The sequence below is a fragment of the Streptomyces piniterrae genome (genome assembly GCF_005048155.1).
Taxonomy (GTDB): Bacteria; Actinomycetota; Actinomycetes; order Streptomycetales; family Streptomycetaceae; genus Streptomyces; species Streptomyces piniterrae.
Genome location: NZ_SUMB01000004.1, coordinates 458675 through 477815 on the forward strand (window position 1 = coordinate 458675; position 19141 = coordinate 477815).

18 protein-coding genes are annotated in these 19141 nt (G+C 69.1%); 10 read left to right on the plus strand and 8 right to left on the minus strand.

The genetic code is table 11. The annotated features are described in order from the left end of the window. The first annotated feature begins 252 nt into the window (after positions 1-252). Complete coding sequence (locus tag FCH28_RS14550) at positions 253-2271, plus strand: exo-alpha-sialidase (RefSeq protein WP_136740285.1); 2019 nt, start codon at positions 253-255, stop codon at positions 2269-2271. 152 nt (positions 2272-2423) lie between these two features. Here the strand turns inward: FCH28_RS14550 and FCH28_RS14555 are convergent, their stop codons facing one another. Genes FCH28_RS14555 through FCH28_RS14565 form a run of 3 tightly spaced genes read right to left on the minus strand, consistent with a single transcriptional unit; the run spans position 2424 to position 3834 of the window. Continuing rightward, complete coding sequence (locus FCH28_RS14555) at positions 2424-3281, minus strand: class I SAM-dependent methyltransferase (protein WP_136740286.1); 858 nt, start codon at positions 3279-3281, stop codon at positions 2424-2426. 27 nt (positions 3282-3308) lie between these two features. After that, positions 3309-3653: a VOC family protein gene (locus FCH28_RS14560; RefSeq protein WP_136740287.1), complete on the minus strand. Its 345-nt coding sequence runs from the start codon at positions 3651-3653 to the stop codon at positions 3309-3311. Position 3654: 1 nt separating this feature from the next. Beyond that, positions 3655-3834, minus strand: coding sequence for a ribbon-helix-helix domain-containing protein (locus FCH28_RS14565; protein ID WP_136740288.1), 180 nt, complete (start codon positions 3832-3834; stop codon positions 3655-3657). A 136-nt stretch (positions 3835-3970) separates the two neighbouring features. On the opposite strand from FCH28_RS14565, the gene FCH28_RS14570 reads away from it, so the two are divergent. Continuing rightward, positions 3971-5020, plus strand: a complete 1050-nt coding sequence (locus FCH28_RS14570; RefSeq protein WP_246102842.1) for an HD domain-containing protein — start codon at positions 3971-3973, stop codon at positions 5018-5020. A gap of 35 nt (positions 5021-5055) precedes the next feature. On the opposite strand, the gene FCH28_RS14575 is transcribed toward FCH28_RS14570, so the two are convergent. Both FCH28_RS14575 and FCH28_RS14580 read right to left on the minus strand, forming a co-directional pair. Continuing rightward, positions 5056-5637, minus strand: a complete 582-nt coding sequence (locus FCH28_RS14575) for an SMI1/KNR4 family protein (protein ID WP_169314157.1) — start codon at positions 5635-5637, stop codon at positions 5056-5058. A 245-nt stretch (positions 5638-5882) separates the two neighbouring features. Next, a complete protein-coding gene (locus FCH28_RS14580; protein WP_136740290.1) occupies positions 5883-6566 on the minus strand; it encodes a UTRA domain-containing protein in 684 nt (227 codons plus the stop codon). Between the two features lie 451 nt (positions 6567-7017). Here FCH28_RS14580 and FCH28_RS14585 point away from each other — a divergent pair, with 451 nt between their 5' ends. Together FCH28_RS14585 and FCH28_RS14590 are read left to right on the plus strand one after the other, a co-directional pair. Further along, positions 7018-7926: a thermonuclease family protein gene (locus FCH28_RS14585; RefSeq protein ID WP_136740291.1), complete on the plus strand. Its 909-nt coding sequence runs from the start codon at positions 7018-7020 to the stop codon at positions 7924-7926. Between the two features lie 164 nt (positions 7927-8090). Next, positions 8091-9140, plus strand: coding sequence for a hypothetical protein (locus FCH28_RS14590; protein ID WP_136740292.1), 1050 nt, complete (start codon positions 8091-8093; stop codon positions 9138-9140). A 241-nt stretch (positions 9141-9381) separates the two neighbouring features. Here FCH28_RS14590 and FCH28_RS14595 read toward each other — a convergent pair whose 3' ends face one another. Beyond that, positions 9382-9639 (minus strand): DUF342 domain-containing protein, encoded by a 258-nt coding sequence (locus FCH28_RS14595; protein ID WP_136740293.1) that lies wholly within the window; start codon positions 9637-9639, stop codon positions 9382-9384. Between the two features lie 120 nt (positions 9640-9759). Continuing rightward, positions 9760-10857 carry a bile acid:sodium symporter family protein gene (locus FCH28_RS14600; RefSeq protein ID WP_136740294.1) on the minus strand — a complete coding sequence of 366 codons (1098 nt, stop codon included), beginning with the start codon at positions 10855-10857 and terminating at the stop codon, positions 9760-9762. A gap of 377 nt (positions 10858-11234) precedes the next feature. On the opposite strand from FCH28_RS14600, the gene FCH28_RS14605 reads away from it, so the two are divergent. The 4 genes from FCH28_RS14605 (at position 11235) to FCH28_RS14620 (ending at position 16107) form a co-directional block, all read left to right on the plus strand. Beyond that, the gene (locus FCH28_RS14605) at positions 11235-12098 is read left to right on the plus strand and encodes a LysR family transcriptional regulator (protein ID WP_136740295.1); all 864 of its coding nucleotides are present in this window, start codon (positions 11235-11237) and stop codon (positions 12096-12098) included. 256 nt (positions 12099-12354) lie between these two features. Beyond that, positions 12355-14181 (plus strand): AMP-dependent synthetase/ligase, encoded by a 1827-nt coding sequence (locus FCH28_RS14610; protein WP_246102843.1) that lies wholly within the window; start codon positions 12355-12357, stop codon positions 14179-14181. Between the two features lie 100 nt (positions 14182-14281). Continuing rightward, on the plus strand, positions 14282-15298 hold the full coding sequence (locus tag FCH28_RS14615) for a hypothetical protein (RefSeq protein ID WP_187363834.1): 1017 nt from the start codon (positions 14282-14284) through the stop codon (positions 15296-15298). A 32-nt stretch (positions 15299-15330) separates the two neighbouring features. Beyond that, positions 15331-16107 (plus strand): class I SAM-dependent methyltransferase, encoded by a 777-nt coding sequence (locus FCH28_RS14620; RefSeq protein WP_136740296.1) that lies wholly within the window; start codon positions 15331-15333, stop codon positions 16105-16107. A 185-nt stretch (positions 16108-16292) separates the two neighbouring features. On the opposite strand, the gene FCH28_RS14625 is transcribed toward FCH28_RS14620, so the two are convergent. Then, complete coding sequence (locus FCH28_RS14625; protein ID WP_136740297.1) at positions 16293-16592, minus strand: hypothetical protein; 300 nt, start codon at positions 16590-16592, stop codon at positions 16293-16295. Positions 16593-16829: 237 nt separating this feature from the next. Between FCH28_RS14625 and FCH28_RS14630 the strand changes: the two genes are divergently transcribed. Beyond that, positions 16830-17657 carry an aldo/keto reductase gene (locus FCH28_RS14630; RefSeq protein WP_136740298.1) on the plus strand — a complete coding sequence of 276 codons (828 nt, stop codon included), beginning with the start codon at positions 16830-16832 and terminating at the stop codon, positions 17655-17657. 558 nt (positions 17658-18215) lie between these two features. Beyond that, a complete protein-coding gene (locus FCH28_RS14635) occupies positions 18216-18920 on the plus strand; it encodes a DUF4328 domain-containing protein (protein ID WP_136740299.1) in 705 nt (234 codons plus the stop codon). The last annotated feature ends 221 nt before the right edge of the window (positions 18921-19141 follow it).

A 19141-nucleotide genomic window follows, 5' to 3' on the forward strand; every position in this document is an offset into this window, starting at 1 on the left:
CCGAATCCGACCCTCCCAGCTCAACCGACCCTCCCCTCCCTCCCGACGCACCAGGCACAACAGGCGCACCACCAGGCGCTCTGACTGCGGGCCTGCTGCGGGCCGGGAGAGTGAATTCCACCCCCCAGGGGGAGAACCGACGCAGGCTCCTTGTCGCTGTCCGCACGCGGCAGTAGCTTCCGACACAACTGCACATAGGACGTTGGATGTCCTGATGACCCGTCGCCAATGCCTCGAAGGGCAGGCCGGACCATGACGTCAGTTGTTCTCCGCGCGCACCCCAGCCCCCGCAGCAGACCGCGGCGACACCGCGCCACGGCCACGCTCGCCGCACTGGCCGCCGCGGCCCTCGCCCTCCTCCCGACCACCCCCGCGCAGGCCGTACAGTCCGCAACTGACGCCACGCCGGGAACGAGCCCCGTATCGCAGACCGCTCCCCTCGCTACCGCCGCCCCGGCCGCCGCTCCCCCGACCGGCGGCTTCGACCAGCAGGTTCTCTTCAAAGCCGCCCACGAAAAGGGCTATGCGTGCTTCCGTATACCGGCCATCGTGAAGTCCGTACGCGGCACCCTTCTCGCGTTCGCCGAGGGCCGGGCCCACGACTGCGGCGACGCGGGCGACATCGACCTCGTCGTCAAACGCTCCACCGACGGCGGACACACCTGGGGCCCGCTCCAGATCATCAACCACGGCGACGGCGACACACACGGCAATCCGGCCCCCATCGTGGACCGCCGCACCGGACGGATCGTCATCGCCGAGACCTACAACAAGGGCCGCGACGACGGCAAAAGCTGCGACGTCCCCTGCGACCGCACCCCGCACCTCCAGTACAGCGACGACGACGGCGCCACCTGGTCCGCACCCCGCGATCTGACCCCCGCCATCCGCCCCCCGCAGTGGAACTCCTGGTACGCCACCGGCCCCATCCACGGCATCCAGCTCACCCACGGCCGGTACGCCGGCCGGCTGGTCTTCGGCATCAACTCCGAGAGCTACGCAGACGGCCGCGTCACCGCCAACCACGCCGCCCTGATCCACAGCGACGACGGCGGCAAGACATGGCGGGTCGGCGCGCTGGACAGCTGGCCGATCGCCGACGACGGCACCTTCCGCCAGAAGCCGTCGGAAATGACGCTCCTGGAACGCTCCGACGGCTCGATCTACGTCAACGGCCGCGAACAGGACGGCACCGACCTGGGCCACCGGGACTTCGCGGTCAGCCGCGACGGCGGCAACACCTTCACCGCACCGTTCCGCGCGATCCCCGACCTCTACAGCCCCATGGTGCAGGCTTCGGCGCTGCGCCTGCCGTCCTCCCGCGCCGCCGGCGGACGCAGCCGCACCCTGTTCGCGGCGCCCGCCGACCCCGACCGCCGCCGCACCATGACCATCCGCTCCTCCTGGGACGAGGGCCGCACCTGGGAGGGCGTCGACCGGGGCGCCCGGGTCACCGGCGACTGGTCCGGCTACTCGGACATGGCCGCCATCACACCCGACCTCACCGGCCTGCTCTACGAAGGCGGCAAGGCCGACGCCCACGACGAGATCCGCTTCGCCCGCTTCACCGAGGGCTGGCTCGGCCCGCGCCGCGGCCCCGACCCGACGACCCCCGACGACGCACGGGGCGCCCGGCCCGCCCTCGTACTGGGCGGCGCCCGCACCGCCGACGGCGTCTTCGGCGACGCGCTGTCCTTCGACGGCAAGGACGACGCCGTACGCCTGCCCTTCCGCGAGTCCCTGCCCCTGGGCACCGACGACTTCACCTGCACCCTCTGGTTCCGCTACTCCGCCACCAGCGGCGAACAGCCGCTGCTGTGGATGGGCGGCGTGGGCAGCAGGTCCCCGCAGGTCGCGCTACGCGCCGACCCGGCACACGACCGGATCACCGCACACATCACCACCGTCGACGGCGCCGCGCCGGCCGCCACCGCCCAGGTAGCGTCCACCGGGGCCTACAACGACGGCGAATGGCACCATCTCGCGCTGCGCCGCACCACCGGCCTGCTCATCCTCACCGTGGACGGCTTCGCGACCAGCGTCGTCCCGGACGTCCCCGGGTCGGTCAGCCGTAACTCGGTCTTCGGCGTCCACCTCGGCCAGAAGCCGGACAGCCGTGCCCAGTTCACCGGCGCGCTGGACGAAGTACATGTCTACCGGCGCGGACTGACGAACACCGAACTGGCCGGGACACGCACGGGCGACGCCTGGCCGGAGGGCTCACTGGTCCTCGGGCTGCCGCTGGACGAGGTGCGTGGGGGTGATGGCTGAGGGGCAGTGAGGGCTGAGGGGCGGTGGCGCCCCTGGCCATGATGCCCCTGGTCGTGATGCCCGATACCGCCCACTGAGATTGCCGGGGACGGCGATGTCAGTGGGCGGTGGCAGCATGACCGTGGGACGGAACAGGCAGTGGCCGAAGAGCGTCAGGTAGTGGCCACCAGTACGTCCTCTCCGCTTGACGGGCGAAGGCCGTCGGTCCGACCGGCGAAGTAACGTTCGGCCAGCGCAGCTCCCGACACATGTCGGGCGTCTTTGAAGCCGGCGTCGCTGGCCAGTGCCAGCATCTCCTGCGGGCTGTAGAAGCTGATGAACGGCGTTCCGGCTGCTTGCGCCTGTGGCTTGGTCGCCTCCAGCGCGGGGCGATCGACTTCATCGACGAGTTCGGTCGGCAGCATGAACGTCATGGCGAGCGTCGAGCCGGGGGCGAGCCCGGCGAGCCGGCGCACGGTCGCCGCGGTGGCGTCTTTGGTGAGGTACATCGTGACGCCGGTGCAGACGACCACCGCCGGCCGCCCGGGATCGAAGCCGGCGGCGGACAGCTGCCCCCACCAGTCCCCACCCGCCTCGAAGTCGACCGGCACCAGCCGTAGCCAGTCGGGGATCCCGTGGCCGAGCTCGATCAGACGTTGGCGCTTCCAGGCCTGGGTGACCGGTTGGTCGATCTCGAAGACCCGCAGGCGGGCGGCGATCTCCGGCCTACGCTGGGCAAAGGTGTCGAGCCCGGCCCCCAGGACGACGTACTGGGTGACACCGTGGTCGACCTGCTCGACGATCAGGTCCTCGATGAAACGAGCACGGGCCACAATGGCCGCCCGGAAGGTGCTCGTGCCGCGCGGGTCCATGTCCGGGCGGCGCCGCCAGTCATCGTCGGGAGCCGCTAACTGCAGGCCGATCTCGTCCTCGAGCACGTGGGGCGGCGGGTCGACCTGCACATGCATCGCCCTCCACAGGGCGGTCCGCACCGCGCTGCTGTCCGGCGCCTCGGTCTGTCTGCCAGCCATGATGTTCCCCCTGCGATTTCGTTGCGGTCAGTTCTTGGCGGGAGCCTGGAGGCTCCACAGACGCCCGTCGGGGTCGCGGACGGTCATCTCCTGGGTCCCGTAATGGGTGTCCTCGAACGGCGTGACCACCTCGACGGAAGGATCGGGTCGGAACGTGTCCGCGTCCGGCACCTTCAGCACGATCTGCGTCTGGGGCTCCTGCTCTTCGGGGACCTCGGCGATGAACACGTACGGCCCGTCGCCGTTGCGGAGCTGGCCGGAGTTGTGGTCGGTGGAGAAGTCCAACTCGTAGCCCAGCGACTGGAAGAACTTCGCCGCCTTGCCCCAGTTATGGGTCGTCAGGAACACGGCCTCGATTCCTTCGGTTGCCATGTCAGGACTCCTTGTCAGTCGATTGCTGTGTGTGCCCAGGGCCGTCGTCGAGGTAGGCGCGCAGTGCGTCAGCGACCAACGCCGACAAGGACATGCCCGACTCGATGGCGCGGAACTTGACCTGCTTGATCAGCCCGATCGGCAGGTACACGTTGAACTGCTTGACTCCCTCATCGCTCACACGCGAATGCTAGCATCCTAGCAATCTAGCGAGCGGCATGAAGCGAAAGACGAAGTAGCGCAGGACGGTGAACCGGGCCTCGATGAGGTTCGATCGGTTGGCGACCTTCAGCAGAGGCCCGCCCTAGAGTGATTTGATGGATAACCAAATGAATCAGGGCTCGGTGCAGGGCTCCGGGGGCGCCGTCGCGTTACCCGTCCCGACCAGTGTTGTCGGCCTCACCGCAGAGTTCACCGACCCCCTGTGGCGGATATCCGTCTCCCTGAACCCCGTGGAAGTGGAGCTGCTGCGCACCGAACCGCTACGGCGCCTGCACTTCGTCGCGCACGGCGGGGCCTCGACGATCAGCACCTTGCAGTCATACTCCAGGCTTGAGCACACCCTCGGCGTACTCGCGCTGGTCGCACACTTCCGTCCGCAGGACGAACTTCTCCGGGTCGCGGCGCTGGTGCATGACATCGGCCACCTGCCGCTGAGCCACACCTTCGAAGGCGTCGCCGGCCTCGACCATCACGCCATCGGCTTGCAGTCGCTGCGGACCGACCCCATCCATCCCCTGATCGAGCAGCACGGAATCCGTACCGAGGCCGTCATCACCGCACTCGACGGACAGCCGCCCTCGCCACTCACCAACCGCACCGGCTTGCTGAATCTCGACCATCTCGATTCTTTCGTGCGCAGTGGCCGTGCCGCCGGGCGCCTCGACACCGATCCAGCCCTCATCCTGAGCCGGCTCGATCTCAAGGACTCCGCGGTGTCAGCCGACCACGAGACCGCCGCATCCCTTGTCGACCTGATCTGTGCGGAGGCACGGCTGCACACCTCATGGGACAGCGTCGGCCCGGCCTCAGTAGTCCGACGCCTGGCCTGCCAACTGCTCGACAACACAACCCTCACGCCGGCCCGGCTCGCCCGGATGACAGATCCCCAGTTGTGGTCCGCGTTCGACTCCTGCGCCGTCACACGAGCCGAAAGCGCAAAGATCCGCTACGAGCTGCACCGGTTGAACGTCACGGCCGGACATGCTCCCGCGAACCCTTCCGACTGGGGCTTCGCACTACGCAAGATCTACAACTCCGCACCGATGGTGGAGGGGCAGCGGTTGGAGGCATCCGCACCCGAACTGGCTGCTCAGTTGGACGCCCTGAGGTCGTTGTCCACCGACTTCCGCGTCTGGTGGAGCTGAGCGCCCGCCTCAACAGGCCGCCCTGGCGGCTGCGCTCATGATTCGCTCTCGCCCCTTCCCCGACGGAGGCTGTGGAACCGGGTGTACTGGTCGTGCATCAGGTCGTAGAAGGAGTCGAAGCGTTCCGGCCCCATTCCTGACCACGAGGCGAGCCAGTATCCGGCCCATTCGCCGCGCTCGTCGACGTCCTTGGGGTCGAGGAGCATGACGGCGGCGTCACCGTCGAGAGAGAGGCGCAGCGAACGGGCGAGGATCTCCCCCTCGGGCTCCATGTCCTCATCGGCGAACTCGGTTTCGCTGTATGCGTCGATCCAGCCGGAGTCCTCGTCGGTATCGGCCAGCCAGGCGAGCTCGGAGGTGCCGGCGAGCCGGTAGATGAAGTTCCCCGCGTCCCGCCACCCGTTGGTGGTCAGCAGGAACTCGCGGAGCGAGGGCGGCAACTCCCGGCCCAGGCGGGCCTCGGCTGCCGCGACCTCATCCGCACTTGCCGGGACGAATCCGAGCCAGCCGTCCCGTACGGCCTCCTCGTCCAAGGGCCCGTCCCGCTCGGGATCGTGCCCGTCGATCCACTCCTCGCTCCAGCGTTTGAGGAACGGCTGCCACTGCTCGCGGTTCATGCGCTTCCCTTCCGCGTCGAACATCGTCGAACGTCACTGCGGCAACGAAAGCACATGGGTCTGACATCGCCCGTCCCGCACGAGGTTCGGCAGGTGCGGGCGTCAACCGAGCCGAGCCCACTCTGCATCGGGCAGTTCCTAGCAGGAGACGCCGTTAGGCCTCCCCGATCACCTCGATGGGAAGGCCTAACGGAGTCTCCCGCCAGGGCGAGGGCGAGCGCATCTCCGAACGTCTTACAGGTCGGTCAGCGAGGCGACGCCGAGGAGAACTCGTACTGCAACTCGAAGAGATGCGCCGCTTCCATCGCGTCGGTGACGATCACGGGCCGGTCCTCAGTGCTGTACCCCACACGGAATGTGCGCAGCAGCGGCACCGCTTCAGGCAGCCGCAGAACGGCGTTCTGCTCTTGTGTCGGGGCCTGGGCGGTAACCAAGTCCACGCACCGCAGGACGGGGTAGCCGAGGTGGGTGAGTAGGGAGGGAATGCCGCCGCGAATGAGGCGACGATCGGTGATCGGGGTTCCGGCGAGGATGTCGTGAGGGAAGTACACCTTGATCAGGGCTGCCGGCTCCCCGTCGAAGGTCAGCAAGAGATGACGTAGGACGGCCCGTTGCCCAACGGTCAGTTGGAGGGCTTTGACGATCCGAGCCGGAGGCTCGGACAGGGCCTCGACCTCCAAGAGGGCGAAGCGGGCGTCGATCCCACGTCTGCGAACCTCGACTATCCACGGGAAGGTCTCGCCGGGGCCGACAAGCCACATTCCCTGGGCGGGGCGCATGGTCTGTCGGCGGTGGCCCATGCCGGGAGGGGCGGCGCCGGACAGGATCTCCTCGCGCAGATCGGCGGTGCTGCGTTCGTGCATCGGACGCTGGTCAGGGGTCACGGGTGGACCTGCTGCCAGGTCCACCGCCTCATCGGCCGTCGTCATGCCGTGTCTCCCGCCTCACTTTGGGGGCAACGGACCTCTGTTATGACTGGACTTGGCGTTGGACGGCTAGGGTGCCCTTTCGGCCACGGGCCGAGTGGGCACATGTCGCGTGTCACGTGTCTGCCCGACCTCGGGGCCTTCGGGTCGACCGCGGTTCGGCCGGCTATGCGGTCTCCGTCTGGCCCTCGGCCCACACCTTCTTCGAGCCGTACACCGTGCCGGTCAGCATCACCGTGAGCAGCGTGCCCTCGACGCGCCGTTCCTACTGACCGCGCGGCCTGGCCATGGGAGAACGCCCCATGACGAGCGACGAACGTGCCCCGATGGCGGTGGCGCCGAGCCGGTCGCAGCATGGTAGGGAACTGGTTCGTTCTTCTGTGCAATCGCCTTGCAAGGCATCCATCCGCCTACGGCCCGTCCCGGCGTTCGTGGGAGTTTTGTGGGAGTTGCCATGCCAATGCTGCTGATCAAGGGATCATTCCATCTTTCGGGCCGCACCAGGCCCGACGGGGACACCGTCCCGTTCATTCCGGACTACGTGGGCGAATGGAAGCTCGTCCCGGGGTGTCACAAGCCGGAGCCCGGAAGGGACGGTCACGTCGATGTGCGCCTGGAAGGCGTCGACGCGCTGGAGACCCACTTCGCGGGAAACTACGGGACGGAGGAACGCCAGCCGCGGAAGTTCGGCGATGCCGCTACGGACGCGCTGCTGACGTGGCTCGGCTTCACCGACATCCGGCGCACACTCGACCCCGAAACCGGCCACGAGAACATCTCCGCCACCCCTGACGCAGTCCCGGGCTTCGTCCTCACCCGCGGCAGCGACGTCTTCGGCCGCTGCGTGGCGCTGGTCGGCAAGGGCGTCCCGCCGGGGGCCAGTGGCTACGAGATCGACGTCAGGGCGAAGCTCCTGAAGCAGACTGCCAACTACCACCTGCTCACGGAGGGGCTGGCCTACCCCACCTTCTACTCGGGCCTGCCCACGGATCTGCGCAGTGAGCTGACCACCGCCGCCCAGCAGGCGAAGGCTGACCCCGGCAAGGGCGTGTGGAACACCACGAGCGGTTCGCTGGGCGATGTGACTCTGACCGGGGCGAAGATCACCGGGATGACCTCGATCACCGATGACGCGGTGATCCTTCCGAAGCTGTTCCGCCGACTGAAGGAGTACCTGTCACTCGGCAACACTTCGCTGGCCTGCCTCCCCGCGTACCTGGGCGGCGCCGCGGACAGGTTCCGCATCCTGTCGGCCACCCCGTCGCGCGAACTGACCGGCCTGCACAACATCGTCGAGATCACCAACAGCGAGACCGTGCGGATGACACATCCCTCCGAGGACCTCCTCTTCGTCGAGAAGTGACGGCGGACGTGACGGCGGACCTGACTCACCATCGGGTCGTACATCGGGTCGTACGTGGGGTCGTACGCTCACCGTCGCCACGCCCCGCCCGTGACCGCGCAAAATCTGTTGGTTCCAGACCATGGAGCCGGGGACAATTCGCACGTCGGGGGCGGGGAGGGTGCATGACGGTGTTCGCGTGTGCGGGATGCGACGCCGTGTTGAGTGCCCCGGTTTCCCGGGTTGCGCTTCCCGTCCACACCCACCAGAAGTGGGGAAACGGAGTACTGCTCCCGGTGCTCATGGATCCGGGCACGTATGCCGTGGACCCGGAACCCTCCGGGCCGCCATGGCGGCGATGGAGCGAAGTCGGAGCGGACGAGGCAGCGGCCCGCGGCGTGTTCGCGCCGGTGTACGGCCTGTCCTACGGCGCCCCGGGAGCGATCGTGATGGCACCCGGCGACACACGCGGCACCGTCCTGATTCCGGAGCGATGCGGCGGCTTCTGCTGTGGCCTGGACGGACGCGACGGCCCGAACCTCGCGTGCGAGCAGTGCGGACGGGCAGTGGCGACCCGCATCGACGACTGCTCGCTCTGGCAGACGGTCTGGTTCGCCCCGGACGCCGTACGCGGCCTCCACACCGACGAGCCCGCCGGATGGACGACGGCGGCGCTTCCGGAGCGGCAGGGCCCGCCGCCGGCCGATCAGTCCGGGCGATGGAGTCCGCAGTGGGAGGCGGCTGTTGGCGCGGGACTGGCGTACCTGCTGGCTGCCTCGTCGGGGACACCCGTGGCCGTCCCCGACGGCCTCGTCACGGTCTTGTTCGGTAACGCGCTCGACGCGCACCTCCCGACCGGGACACCAGCGAAGGGCCTGGCGCTGGCCGGACCTGGACTGCCCGCCCCGGACCCCGCCCCCGACATCTTCCTGGTGCCGCGGCATCCGCGAACGGGCGCCCCATGGCGGCCCTCCAGCACCGCGCGGACGGTGCCCCTGCCCGCCTATGCGTGGGCGCATCTGGCCTTTCCCGGCGACGGACTGCCGGTGCCGGTGACCGGCGGACTGCCTGACGGTGTCCTCCGCGACGATCCCTTGCCGATGCGGCCATTGAGCCGTTTCCAGCCGGACCGGATGGTCTTCCTCGACACGCTGGCACGGCTGCCCGCCGTACGACAGCCATGGCTGCGCAGCATCTACGACCGGCTGCGGGCCCCTGGCACCCACCCGTTCTAAAGCTGCGGATCAAACGGTCCTAGGACCGTTTCCGACCCCCTGTGCGTTTCAAGCGCCTGGGCACGTAACGGCGGATGGCTCGCCGCACTTCGGGGGCGGTCACCACTCTGAACTGAGTGGCCGGTGCCGGCAGGGCTGGCTACGGGGGCCCGCACCTGCCGGTGCTTCTGCGGAGCAGCGGCGGCGCAGGTCGGCTGTGCCACGGTGGGTACCGGGGGTGGGAAGGAGAAGCAGCACGCACCTAGCAGTTCTCGGTGATCACGTCCTCCAGCGTGGAAAGTGACAGACGGTCCGCCTCGATCTTTTTCTCAAGGACGTCCAGCGTCTGCTTGAGGGCGTTGATCTGCTCCTCATCCGGATCGGGCTGCGCCTCCAGCTCGGCGATCCTGCGCCTGATCTTTTCCGCACGAGCCTCTTCGGCATTAATGCTCTTCTCGAGCTCCTCCGCGGTGCGCCTCATCATCCGGCAACCGGATTCCCTGGACATCGATGAGTTCATGCCAGCACGCCTTCGTCATGGCGCCCCGTCATCGGGCGCCCCGCGCGGCCAGTATCGAAGCCTCCACCTGCCCGCGCATGGCGAAGCAGCCCATATGGACCATGACCCGCCGGACATCCCCTAGCCCGGCACGCCGGACGCGGCGGCCTCGGGAGCAGCCTCGGAGCCGGTGTCGCGACCGGCCACACGACCGGCCGCCGCCTCCGCCTCAGCCGCCGCCTCCGTCTCCACCCCGGCATCCGCCCTCGCCGCGTACCGCTTCGCCAGCACCGCGCACACCATCAACTGCATCTGGTGGAAGAGCATCAGCGGCAGGACCGCGAGCCCGGCCTGTGCGCCGAAGAGGACGCTGGCCATGGGAAGCCCGGCTGCCAGGCTCTTCTTCGAGCCGGCGAAGGTGATCGCGATCCGGTCCTCGCGCGGGAAGCCGAGCTTCTTCGAGCCGTACGCCGTGCCGGTCAGCATCACCGCGAGCAGCACGGCCTCGACGCCCAGCAGACACAGCAGGCGCAGCGGTGAGACCTGGTGCCAGATGCCCTCGACCATGCCGGCGCTGAAGGCGGTGTAGACGACGAGCAGTATCGAGCCGCGGTCCACGTAGCCGAGGGCCTTCTTGTGGCGGGTGATGAAGCCGCCTGTCCAGCGTCGTAGCAGCTGGCCGGCCAGGAAGGGGAGGAGGAGTTGGTAGGCGATGGAGAGGAGTGAGCCGGCGGAGAAGCCGGCGCCGGAACCGCCGCCGTTGAGGACGAGTGCCGCCAGCAGGGGCGTGGCGATGATGCCGACGAGGCTGGAGAAGGAGCCGGCGCAGATCGCGGCGGCGACATTGCCGCGGGCGATGGAGGTGAAGGCTATCGAGGACTGGATGGTGGAGGGCACCAGGCAGAGGAACAGCAGGCCTGTGTAGAGGGCGGGCGGCAGGACGTACGGGACCAGTCCGCTGGCGGCCAGGCCGAGCAGTGGGAAGACCACGAAGGTGCAGGCCAGGACGGCGAGATGGAGCCGCCAGTGGCGCAGCCCGGCCAGTGCCTCGCGGGTGGAGAGGCGGGCTCCGTAGAGGAAGAAGAGCAGTGCGACGGCTCCGGTGGAGGCGCCGTCGGCGACCGTCGCCGCCGGTCCGCGCGCGGGCAGGACGGCCGCCAGGGCGACGGTGCCGACCAGGGCCAGGATGTATCCGTCCACGGGGAGCCAGGAGGGCAGCGGGATCACAGGGCGGCGCATGGGCTCTCTTCACGTGGTTCGGCGGCTCGGGGGCGGTGGCGGCGTGCCGGGCCTGGACGGTGGCGTGGACGGCGCACCGACGGCGGCGTGCGCGATGACCTCAAGCCTGCCCTTCGTGGCGGCGATCGGGAACCCCTCTTACCGTGGTCACTGTCATTATGAAATGCGATGGACGGGCGGTGAGCGCAGCGGCCCGCGGCCCGTCGCGGGATCCGACAGATGCCCGACGCCTACCCCCGGCATCCGAGCCCACCAGCCCACGAACCGACGAGCCCACAGGTCACGAGCCGACGGGCCCACGAGCCGCTCCCGACCTGCCGACCTGCCCACCAGCCCACCAACCGCCATAAGACTCCGCTGAGCCCCGAGGAGCCCCCGTGTTCGACCCCGTACAGCTGCGCACCTTCCTCACCGTCGCGCAGACGCTGAGCTTCACCCAGGCCGCGCATCGCCTCGGGCTGCGGCAGTCGACCGTGAGCCAGCACGTGCGGAAGCTGGAGGAGGCCGCCGGGCGGCGGTTGTTCGTGCGGGACACGCATGCCGTGGAGCTGACCGAGGGCGGCGAGGCGATGCTCGGGTTCGCGGGCACGATCCTGGAGGCGAACGAGCGGGCCGCCGGCTTCTTCGCGGGCACCCGGCTGCGCGGCAGGCTGCGGTTCGGCGCGTCGGAGGACTTCGTGCTGACCCGGATGCCGGAGGTGCTGGAGGGGTTCCGGCGCGAGCACCCCGAGGTCGATCTGGAGCTGACCGTCGAGCTGTCCGGGACGCTGCACGAGCTGCTGGCGGCCGGCCGACTGGATCTCGTACTGGCCAAGCGGCGCCCGGAGGAGTCGCGCGGGCGGCTGGTGTGGCGCGACCGGCTGGTGTGGGTGGGCACCGAACGGCTGCGGCTGGATCCGGAGCGGCCGGTCCCGTTGGTGGTCTATCCGCCGCCCGCGGTGACCCGGGCACGGGCGCTGGAGGCGCTGGAGCGGCAGGGCAGGGAATGGCGGATCGCCTGCACCAGCGGCAGCCTGAACGGGCTGATCGCGGCGACTCGCGCGGGCCTGGGCGTCATGGCGCACACCCTCGGCATGATTCCGCCCGGTCTGGTCCGGGTCCCGTCACGCGCCGGGCTGCCGGAGCTGGGCGGGGTGGAATTCGTACTGCTGCACGGACGGCGGGACGCCGCGGCGCGGGGGCCGGCCGAGGCGCTGGCCGAGGCCATTCTCGCCGGTGGCGACCGTTTGCATATGCCGTAATGATCACCCACTCGGCGCGAAACGGCGACACGCTCAACAGCAAGTGCAGAGATTTGGTGCAGATACCGTCCCGGCGTCGTGATTTTTCGGCGTCGAAGTGGCCGGATCATGTCCACGCTTACCCGGAGTAACCCTATTTCATCCGTTGGCCTGTTCCGGTACCAACGTATTCGGGCCGTGGTAGGGCACTGCCGCTCGCCCGCCACCTTGGGGTACGGTCGCGGCCCTGTGAGGAGCACCACGAAGGGCCGAGTCATTGCGCGAGTTCACCGTCCCGCCGCTGGCGACCGCGCCCCGGGTCGGCGGGCTGGCGGACGTAGTTTTCGATCATGCCGACTCCGAGCCCGACCGGGTCGCCCTCGCACGTAAGGACGAGGCCGGCCACTGGCAGGAGGTCACCTCGGAGCAGTTCCGGGACGAGGTGATGGCGCTCGCCAAGGGCCTGCTCGCCCAGGGCGTACGGTTCGGCGACCGGGTCGGCATCATGTCGCGCACCCGCTACGAGTGGACCCTGTTCGACTTCGCGCTGTGGTCCGTCGGCGCCCAGTCCGTGCCGCTGTATCCGACGTCGTCCGCCGAGCAGGTCTTCTGGATGCTGCACAACGCGGACGTCTCGGCGTGCCTGGTCGAGCACGAGGACCATGCGATGACCGTCGGCTCGGTCATCGACCGGATCCCCGGGCTCCGCAAGCTGTGGCAACTGGACCGTGACCCGGTCGCCGAACTGACCGCCGCCGGCGCGCACATCGAGGACGATGTCGTGCACCGGCACCGGATGGCCGTCACCCCCGACGCCATCGCGACCATCATCTACACCTCGGGCACCACAGGCCGCCCCAAGGGCTGCGTCATCACCCACGCCAACTTCATGGCCGAGGCGGACAACGTCGTCATGCGCCACGAGACGGTCTTCCACTCGAAGCCGGGCGACGAGGCCGCCACCCTCCTCTTCCTCCCCCTCGCGCACGTCTTCGGGCGGATGGTCCAGGTCGCCGCCATCCGCGGCCGGGTCAAGCTGGCCCACCAGCCCGAACTCGCCGCCCGTGCACTGCTGCCCGACCTCCAGACGTTCCGGCCGACCTTCATCCTCGCGGTGCCGTACATCTTCGAGAAGGTCTTCGCCGCGGCCCGCCGGAAGGCGGAGGCGGACGGCAAGGTCGGACCGTTCGACAAGGCCGTGGAGGTCGCGGTGCGCTACGCCGAGGCGCTGGAGCACAAGGCGTTCGGCACCGCGTCGGGCCCCGGCGCGGCCCTGCGGATGCAGCATCAGCTCTTCGACAAGCTCGTCTACAGCAAGGTCCGCGAGGCGATGGGCGGCCGCGTCCGGCACGCGATGTCCGGCGGCTCGGCGATGGAGCGCCGGCTCGGGCTGTTCTTCGCCGGCGCGGGCGTGACAATCTACGAGGGCTACGGTCTGACGGAGAGCACGGCGGCCGCCACCGCGAACCCGCCCGAGCGGACCCGCTACGGCACCGTCGGCATCCCCATCCCCGGCACCACCGTGCATATCGCGGAGGACGGCGAGATCTGGCTCCACGGTGGCCAGATCTTCCAGGGCTACCACAACGACCCGAAGGCCACCGACGCCGTGCTGCACGACGGCTGGTTCGCCACCGGAGACCTGGGCGCGCTGGACGAGGACGGCTACCTGACGATCACCGGGCGGAAGAAGGAAGTCCTGGTCACCTCGGGTGGCAAGACGGTCTCCCCGGTGGCGCTGGAGGAGCGGGTGCGGGCGCATCCGCTGGTCGCGCAGTGCATCGTCGTCGGCAACGACCGTCCGTTCATCGCCGCGCTGGTGACGCTGGACCCGGAGGCGGTCACCCACTGGCTGGCCATGCGCGGCAAGCCGGAGATGCCGCCGTCGGACCTGGTGCGCGACCCGGACCTCGAAACGGAGGTCCGGCGGGCCGTGGTCGCCGCCAACACCCTGGTCTCGCAGGCCGAGTCGATCCGTACGTTCCGGATACTGGCCAACCAGTTCAGCGAGGAACACGGTCTGCTGACACCGTCGTTGAAGCTCAAGCGGAAGGCGATCGAGGCGGCGTATTCGGTCGAGGTGGACGCGCTGTACCACACGTGACGGGTGCGGGGGGCGAGCGTCGGGCGCTCCCCCGTGCGACGGACCCTGATCGTTCCGTCGCCGGACGTGCGGCCCGCCGGTGCCCGGAAAACTCCTGGTCATGAACCCCCGCCGCCTCACGCTCCTCGGCCGGATCGCCATCGCCGCTTGTGCCCCGTACCTCGCCCTGAAGCTGCTGTGGGTGCTCGGCTCCGACCTCGGCGTCGTCGACACCCACGGCATCAGCCACCCGACCTGGGTCGCGGTCAACGCCTTCACCTTCCTGCTCGATGCGATCGCCGCCCTGGTGGCGCACACCCTCACCCACCCGGGCGGCCGCCGGGCGCCGGCCTGGCTGCTGACCTTCCCCCTGTGGATGGCGTCCGGGCTGCTCATCCCGCTGGTGCTCGGCGTCGTGGGCGGCACCCTCACCGGCCTCATCGTCGGCTATCAGAACCCCATGAACGCCGGCGACTTCCTCCAGCCCTGGGTCTTCCTCATCGTCTACGGCGGCTTCCTCGTCGAAGCCATCACCCTGCTGGGCGCCTTCGCGATATACGCACACCAACGCTGGGGCGGCCTGCTGCGGCGCCGGCTGCACGACCTGCCGGACACCGGCACCCGCGCGATGCAGCGGATCCTCGCGGCACCCGCCGCCGTACTGATCGGCGCCAGCGGCGTGCTCCATCTCCTGTGGGGCTCGGGCTCGACGCTGGGCATGGAGGCCGCCGAGGTGCACGCCCGCAACGTCGTCGGCTACGCGAACCACTGGGCACAGGGCCTGCTCTCGCTCGCCGGCGCCGTGGGCCTGCTGCTGCTCCTCTTCCCCCGGCTGACGCCCCGTCATACGCCACTGGCCCGGCTCCGCGTCCGTACGCCACTCGCCCTGGCCTGGGCCGGCAGCGCGGCGGTCTTCGCCTGCGGCGGGCTGCTGTGGCTGACCATGACGGTCTCCGACGCCCTCTCCCCCGGCCGCTCCCTGGCAGCGGGCGGGCTCCCGGGCCTGGCCGGCGCCCTTGAACTCTTCGCCGGGCTGGTGGTGCTCTGCGCCGGCGCGTTCACACTCTGCGAGTTGGTCTCGGCGACTGCGAAAGTCCGCCCGGATGCACGGGAATGCGCCACGGCGGGAAATCGGTGACGTCAGGGAGCAGCAGAGATCATGCTGCGACGATGGACCGAGTAACCGACATGCCCGAGACTCTCGCCCAGCCCGCAGATCCGGCCCGGGCAGCGAATGACTACGACAGCTTCGCCGAGGCGTACTCGGCGGACAACGAGAACAACCTCCTCAACGCGTACTACGAGCGGCCCGCGATGACAGCCCTCGCCGGAGACGTGGCCGGCCGCCGGATCCTGGACGCCGGCTGCGGCTCGGGCCCCCTGTCCGCTGCACTACGCGACCGAGGCGCCGACGTCACCGGCATCGACGCCAGCGCCGGGATGCTGGCCTTAGCCAGGCGGCGGCTCGGTCCCGACGCGGCCCTGCACATGGTCGACTTGAAGGGCCCCCTGCCATTCGCCGACGGTGCGTTCGACGACGTGGTCGCCTCGCTGGTGCTGCACTACCTGGAGGACTGGGGGCCGACGCTGGCCGAGATGCGACGCGTACTCAAGCCCGGCGGCCGACTGATCGCGTCAGTGCAGCACCCTTTCGTGGACTACGCGATCCAGGATCCTCGACCCGACTACTTCGCGACCACCAGCTATACCTGCGAAATGACGTTCAACGGCCAGTCCGTTGCGATGAGCTTCTGGCGCAGGCCGTTGCACGCGATGACCGATGCCTTCACCAGAGCAGGCTTCCGCCTTGCCGTCATCAGCGAGCCGCAGCCCGACCCGGCCGCCCGCGAACTGTTCCCCGACGACTTCCACGCCCTTTCGACCAAAATCGGCTTCCTCTTCTTCGTCCTTGAGGTACCGCCGTCGACTGCGAGCTCGGACGTGTAGCGAAGCCGACGGGTCGACCGCCCTTTGTGGCGCGGGCTTGCCAGTTGGCGCGCTCGTTCTTCGGCTCGGGGTGGTGTGCTTGGGGGGCCTCCGCCTGGCCGGCCGACGCGGATGCGTTCCATGATCGGGAAGAGCGGCACGCTCCTGCGGGCCCGGCGGCGTGCTGGTGGGGCCCTCCCGCTGGATCACCTCACCGACCTCCTGTGGGCGTCGAGGCCGGCTTGGAGGTCTTCGGCCAGCCTGTCCGCCACGTCGGTGAGCTCGGGGTGCTCTTCGGCTGTCAACGCGAGGAGCCTGATGGCGACCTCTGCCTGACCCGCGGTCGTCAGGGCAAGGAGAGGGCCTTGCTCGTCCAACTTCTCGGCGAGGTTCGCGGCCATCTTCGTCTTGTCCGCCCGGGGTACGTGGGCGTTGCCTACGATGGCGCCCTGGGTGACGTTTCCGTAGACGAGAGCGGCAGACTCAATGTTGTTCGAGACGTTCATGGTGGGACCCTAGGTCCACGTGATCATGCCGGGGAAGGCATCCGCCACGCCGAGGCCCCCGGCCGGCGTGCAAACGCATCCAGTACGGCCTTGGGCTTGAATCGGCTCGTCATTGGTCACTGCGGACGATGCGATCGCCCTCAGCGAACGCGCGACCGGCATGCGCGGGAATGTCATGCGGCGGATGATCGTTGAACTACCTGGAACAAGAACGTCGACGTAAGGATCGATCCCCCCGTGAGCAAGGTTCCGTCCATCACGCTCAACAACGGCATCTCGATGCCCCAGCTCGGCTTCGGCGTCTGGCAGGTCCCCGACGACGAAGCGACCACCGCGGTGGGCCACGCCCTGAACGCCGGGTACCGCAGCATCGACACCGCGGCGATCTACGGCAACGAAGAGGGCACCGGCAAGGCGATCGCCGCCTCCGGCATCCCCCGCGAGGAACTCTTCGTCACGACCAAGGTGTGGAACACCGATCAGGGCCACGACGCCGCCCTGCGCGCCTTCGACGAGTCCCTGGCCAAGCTCGGCCTGGACTACGTGGATCTGTACCTGATCCACTGGCCGGTCCCTGCCAAGGACACGTTCGTCGACACCTACAAGGCGCTGGAGAAGATCTACGCGGACGGCCGCGCCAAGGCCATCGGCGTCTCCAACTTCCTCCCCGCCCACCTGGAGCGGCTGCTCGGCGAGACGTCGATCGTCCCGGCCGTCAACCAGATCGAGCTGCACCCGCAGTTCCAGCAGGCCGAGTCCCGGGCGTTCCACACCGCGCACAACATCGTGACCGAGGCCTGGTCGCCGCTCGGCCAGGGCACGCTCCTCGGCGACCCCACGGTCGCCGGGCTCGCCGCCAAGCACGGCAGGACCCCCGCCCAGGTGGTGCTGCGCTGGCACCTCCAGCTCGGCAATGTCGTCATCCCCAAGTCCGTGACCCCGTCCCGGATCCGGGAGAACATCGACGTCTTCGGCTTCGAGCTGGACGACGCGGACCTCGCGGACCTCGCCCGCCTGGACGCCGGGAACCGCATCGGCCCGGACCCGGCCACCTTCGACATGTGACCGGTCCTGGCGACTCCGCCGCTGCCCGCCGCTCGGTGGCAGCGGCGGAGTTTCCAGTTTCCTGTAGGCGGCACCGTCGACTTGGCGGCACCGTCAACGGTGGTCGAGGTGTGCGGGGCGCTGCCGCGAACAGCCCCCGCTGGGTTCGCCTCGTGGCAACAATGACGCTCACTGCGGGCGAGTTGGTGCGCAGCCCCGGAAAGCACCAGCGCAGCCGCGTGAACACAAGTGGCCCGCGCTGGCACGGGGGGACCAGCGCGGACCACGAGCACTCTCTCAAACGGTTGACCGCTTCCGCAGCCGGCCCAGCGATTCCAGCCATTTAGCTATCAACACCCCAGCAGCTACAAGCCCCGCCAAAGCCCCGAACAACAAGCAGGCGGACACGATGGTCCGCGGGCGTGTGGACTGTGGAGAGCAAGACGGGCCCCTGCCCCCCTTTTGAATGGACAGGGGGTATGTGAAACACGTAAGTTCCGCATGCGCTTGTGCCGTTTCGGGGAGAAACGCCCACTGCGCACTCAAACACCGTGAACCAGAACCTGTGGGGGGTTCCGCATGTCCAACATTCCCGTCGCGCCACCACCGCCGTCGCCCGGCTGGTCCGTTACGCCCGGCCCGCCGGCCGTTCTCCGCTCGCCTGTCGGGCTCTCGAAGGCTGTCATGCTCCTGCTCGGCCTCGTCATCGTCGCCGATCTGTTCGCGCTGTGGCAGGGCGGTCAGTCGTACGAACTGGTCGGCAGAATCGTCGGCGACCTCGGCTCCGTGAGCTCGGAGGAGATCGACCGGGCGGACACGCTGTACGGGGCGTCCGGGTACGTGCAGCTCGTGGCCATACTCGCCACCGCCGTGGTTTTCATCGTCTGGTTCCACCGAGCCCGCGTCAACGCCGAGGTCTTCGCCCCCGAGTACCACACGAAGAAGCGCGGCTGGGCTATATGGGGCTGGATCGTCCCGGTGGTCAACCTGTGGTTTCCCCGCCGGATAGCCACCGACATCTGGAACGCCAGTGCCGACGAAAGCTCCCGTTCCAGGGCGCTGCTCAACTGGTGGTGGGCGCTGTGGGTCGTGGACCTGCTCTTCGGACGCCTTGCCAGCCAGCGGTACATCAAGGCCGAGACACCGGAAGAGATCAAGGGGGCGCTCAGCGGGCTCATGGCGAGCGATGTCTTCAACATCGCTGCCGCCGTCCTCGCCATTCTCTTCGTACGTCGCCTCACGCACATGCAGCACGAGAAGGCGCTGCGGGGGCCGACGGTCTGATGGCAGCGGGGCCATCGGCGCCGCCCTCGCCGGTCCGGATTCCGGGAACCGCATAGGCCCGACCCGGCCACCTCCGTAAGACCTGACCTGACCGGACCTGACCTGGTCGGACCGGCCTGGCCCGGTCGAACCAGCTTCCGCTCCGACCAGCACCCGGGCCCGCCGAGTGGCGGGCCCGGCGGGCGGCGGTAAGTGTGGAGAGAGGGGCCCTTCGGCGTGCC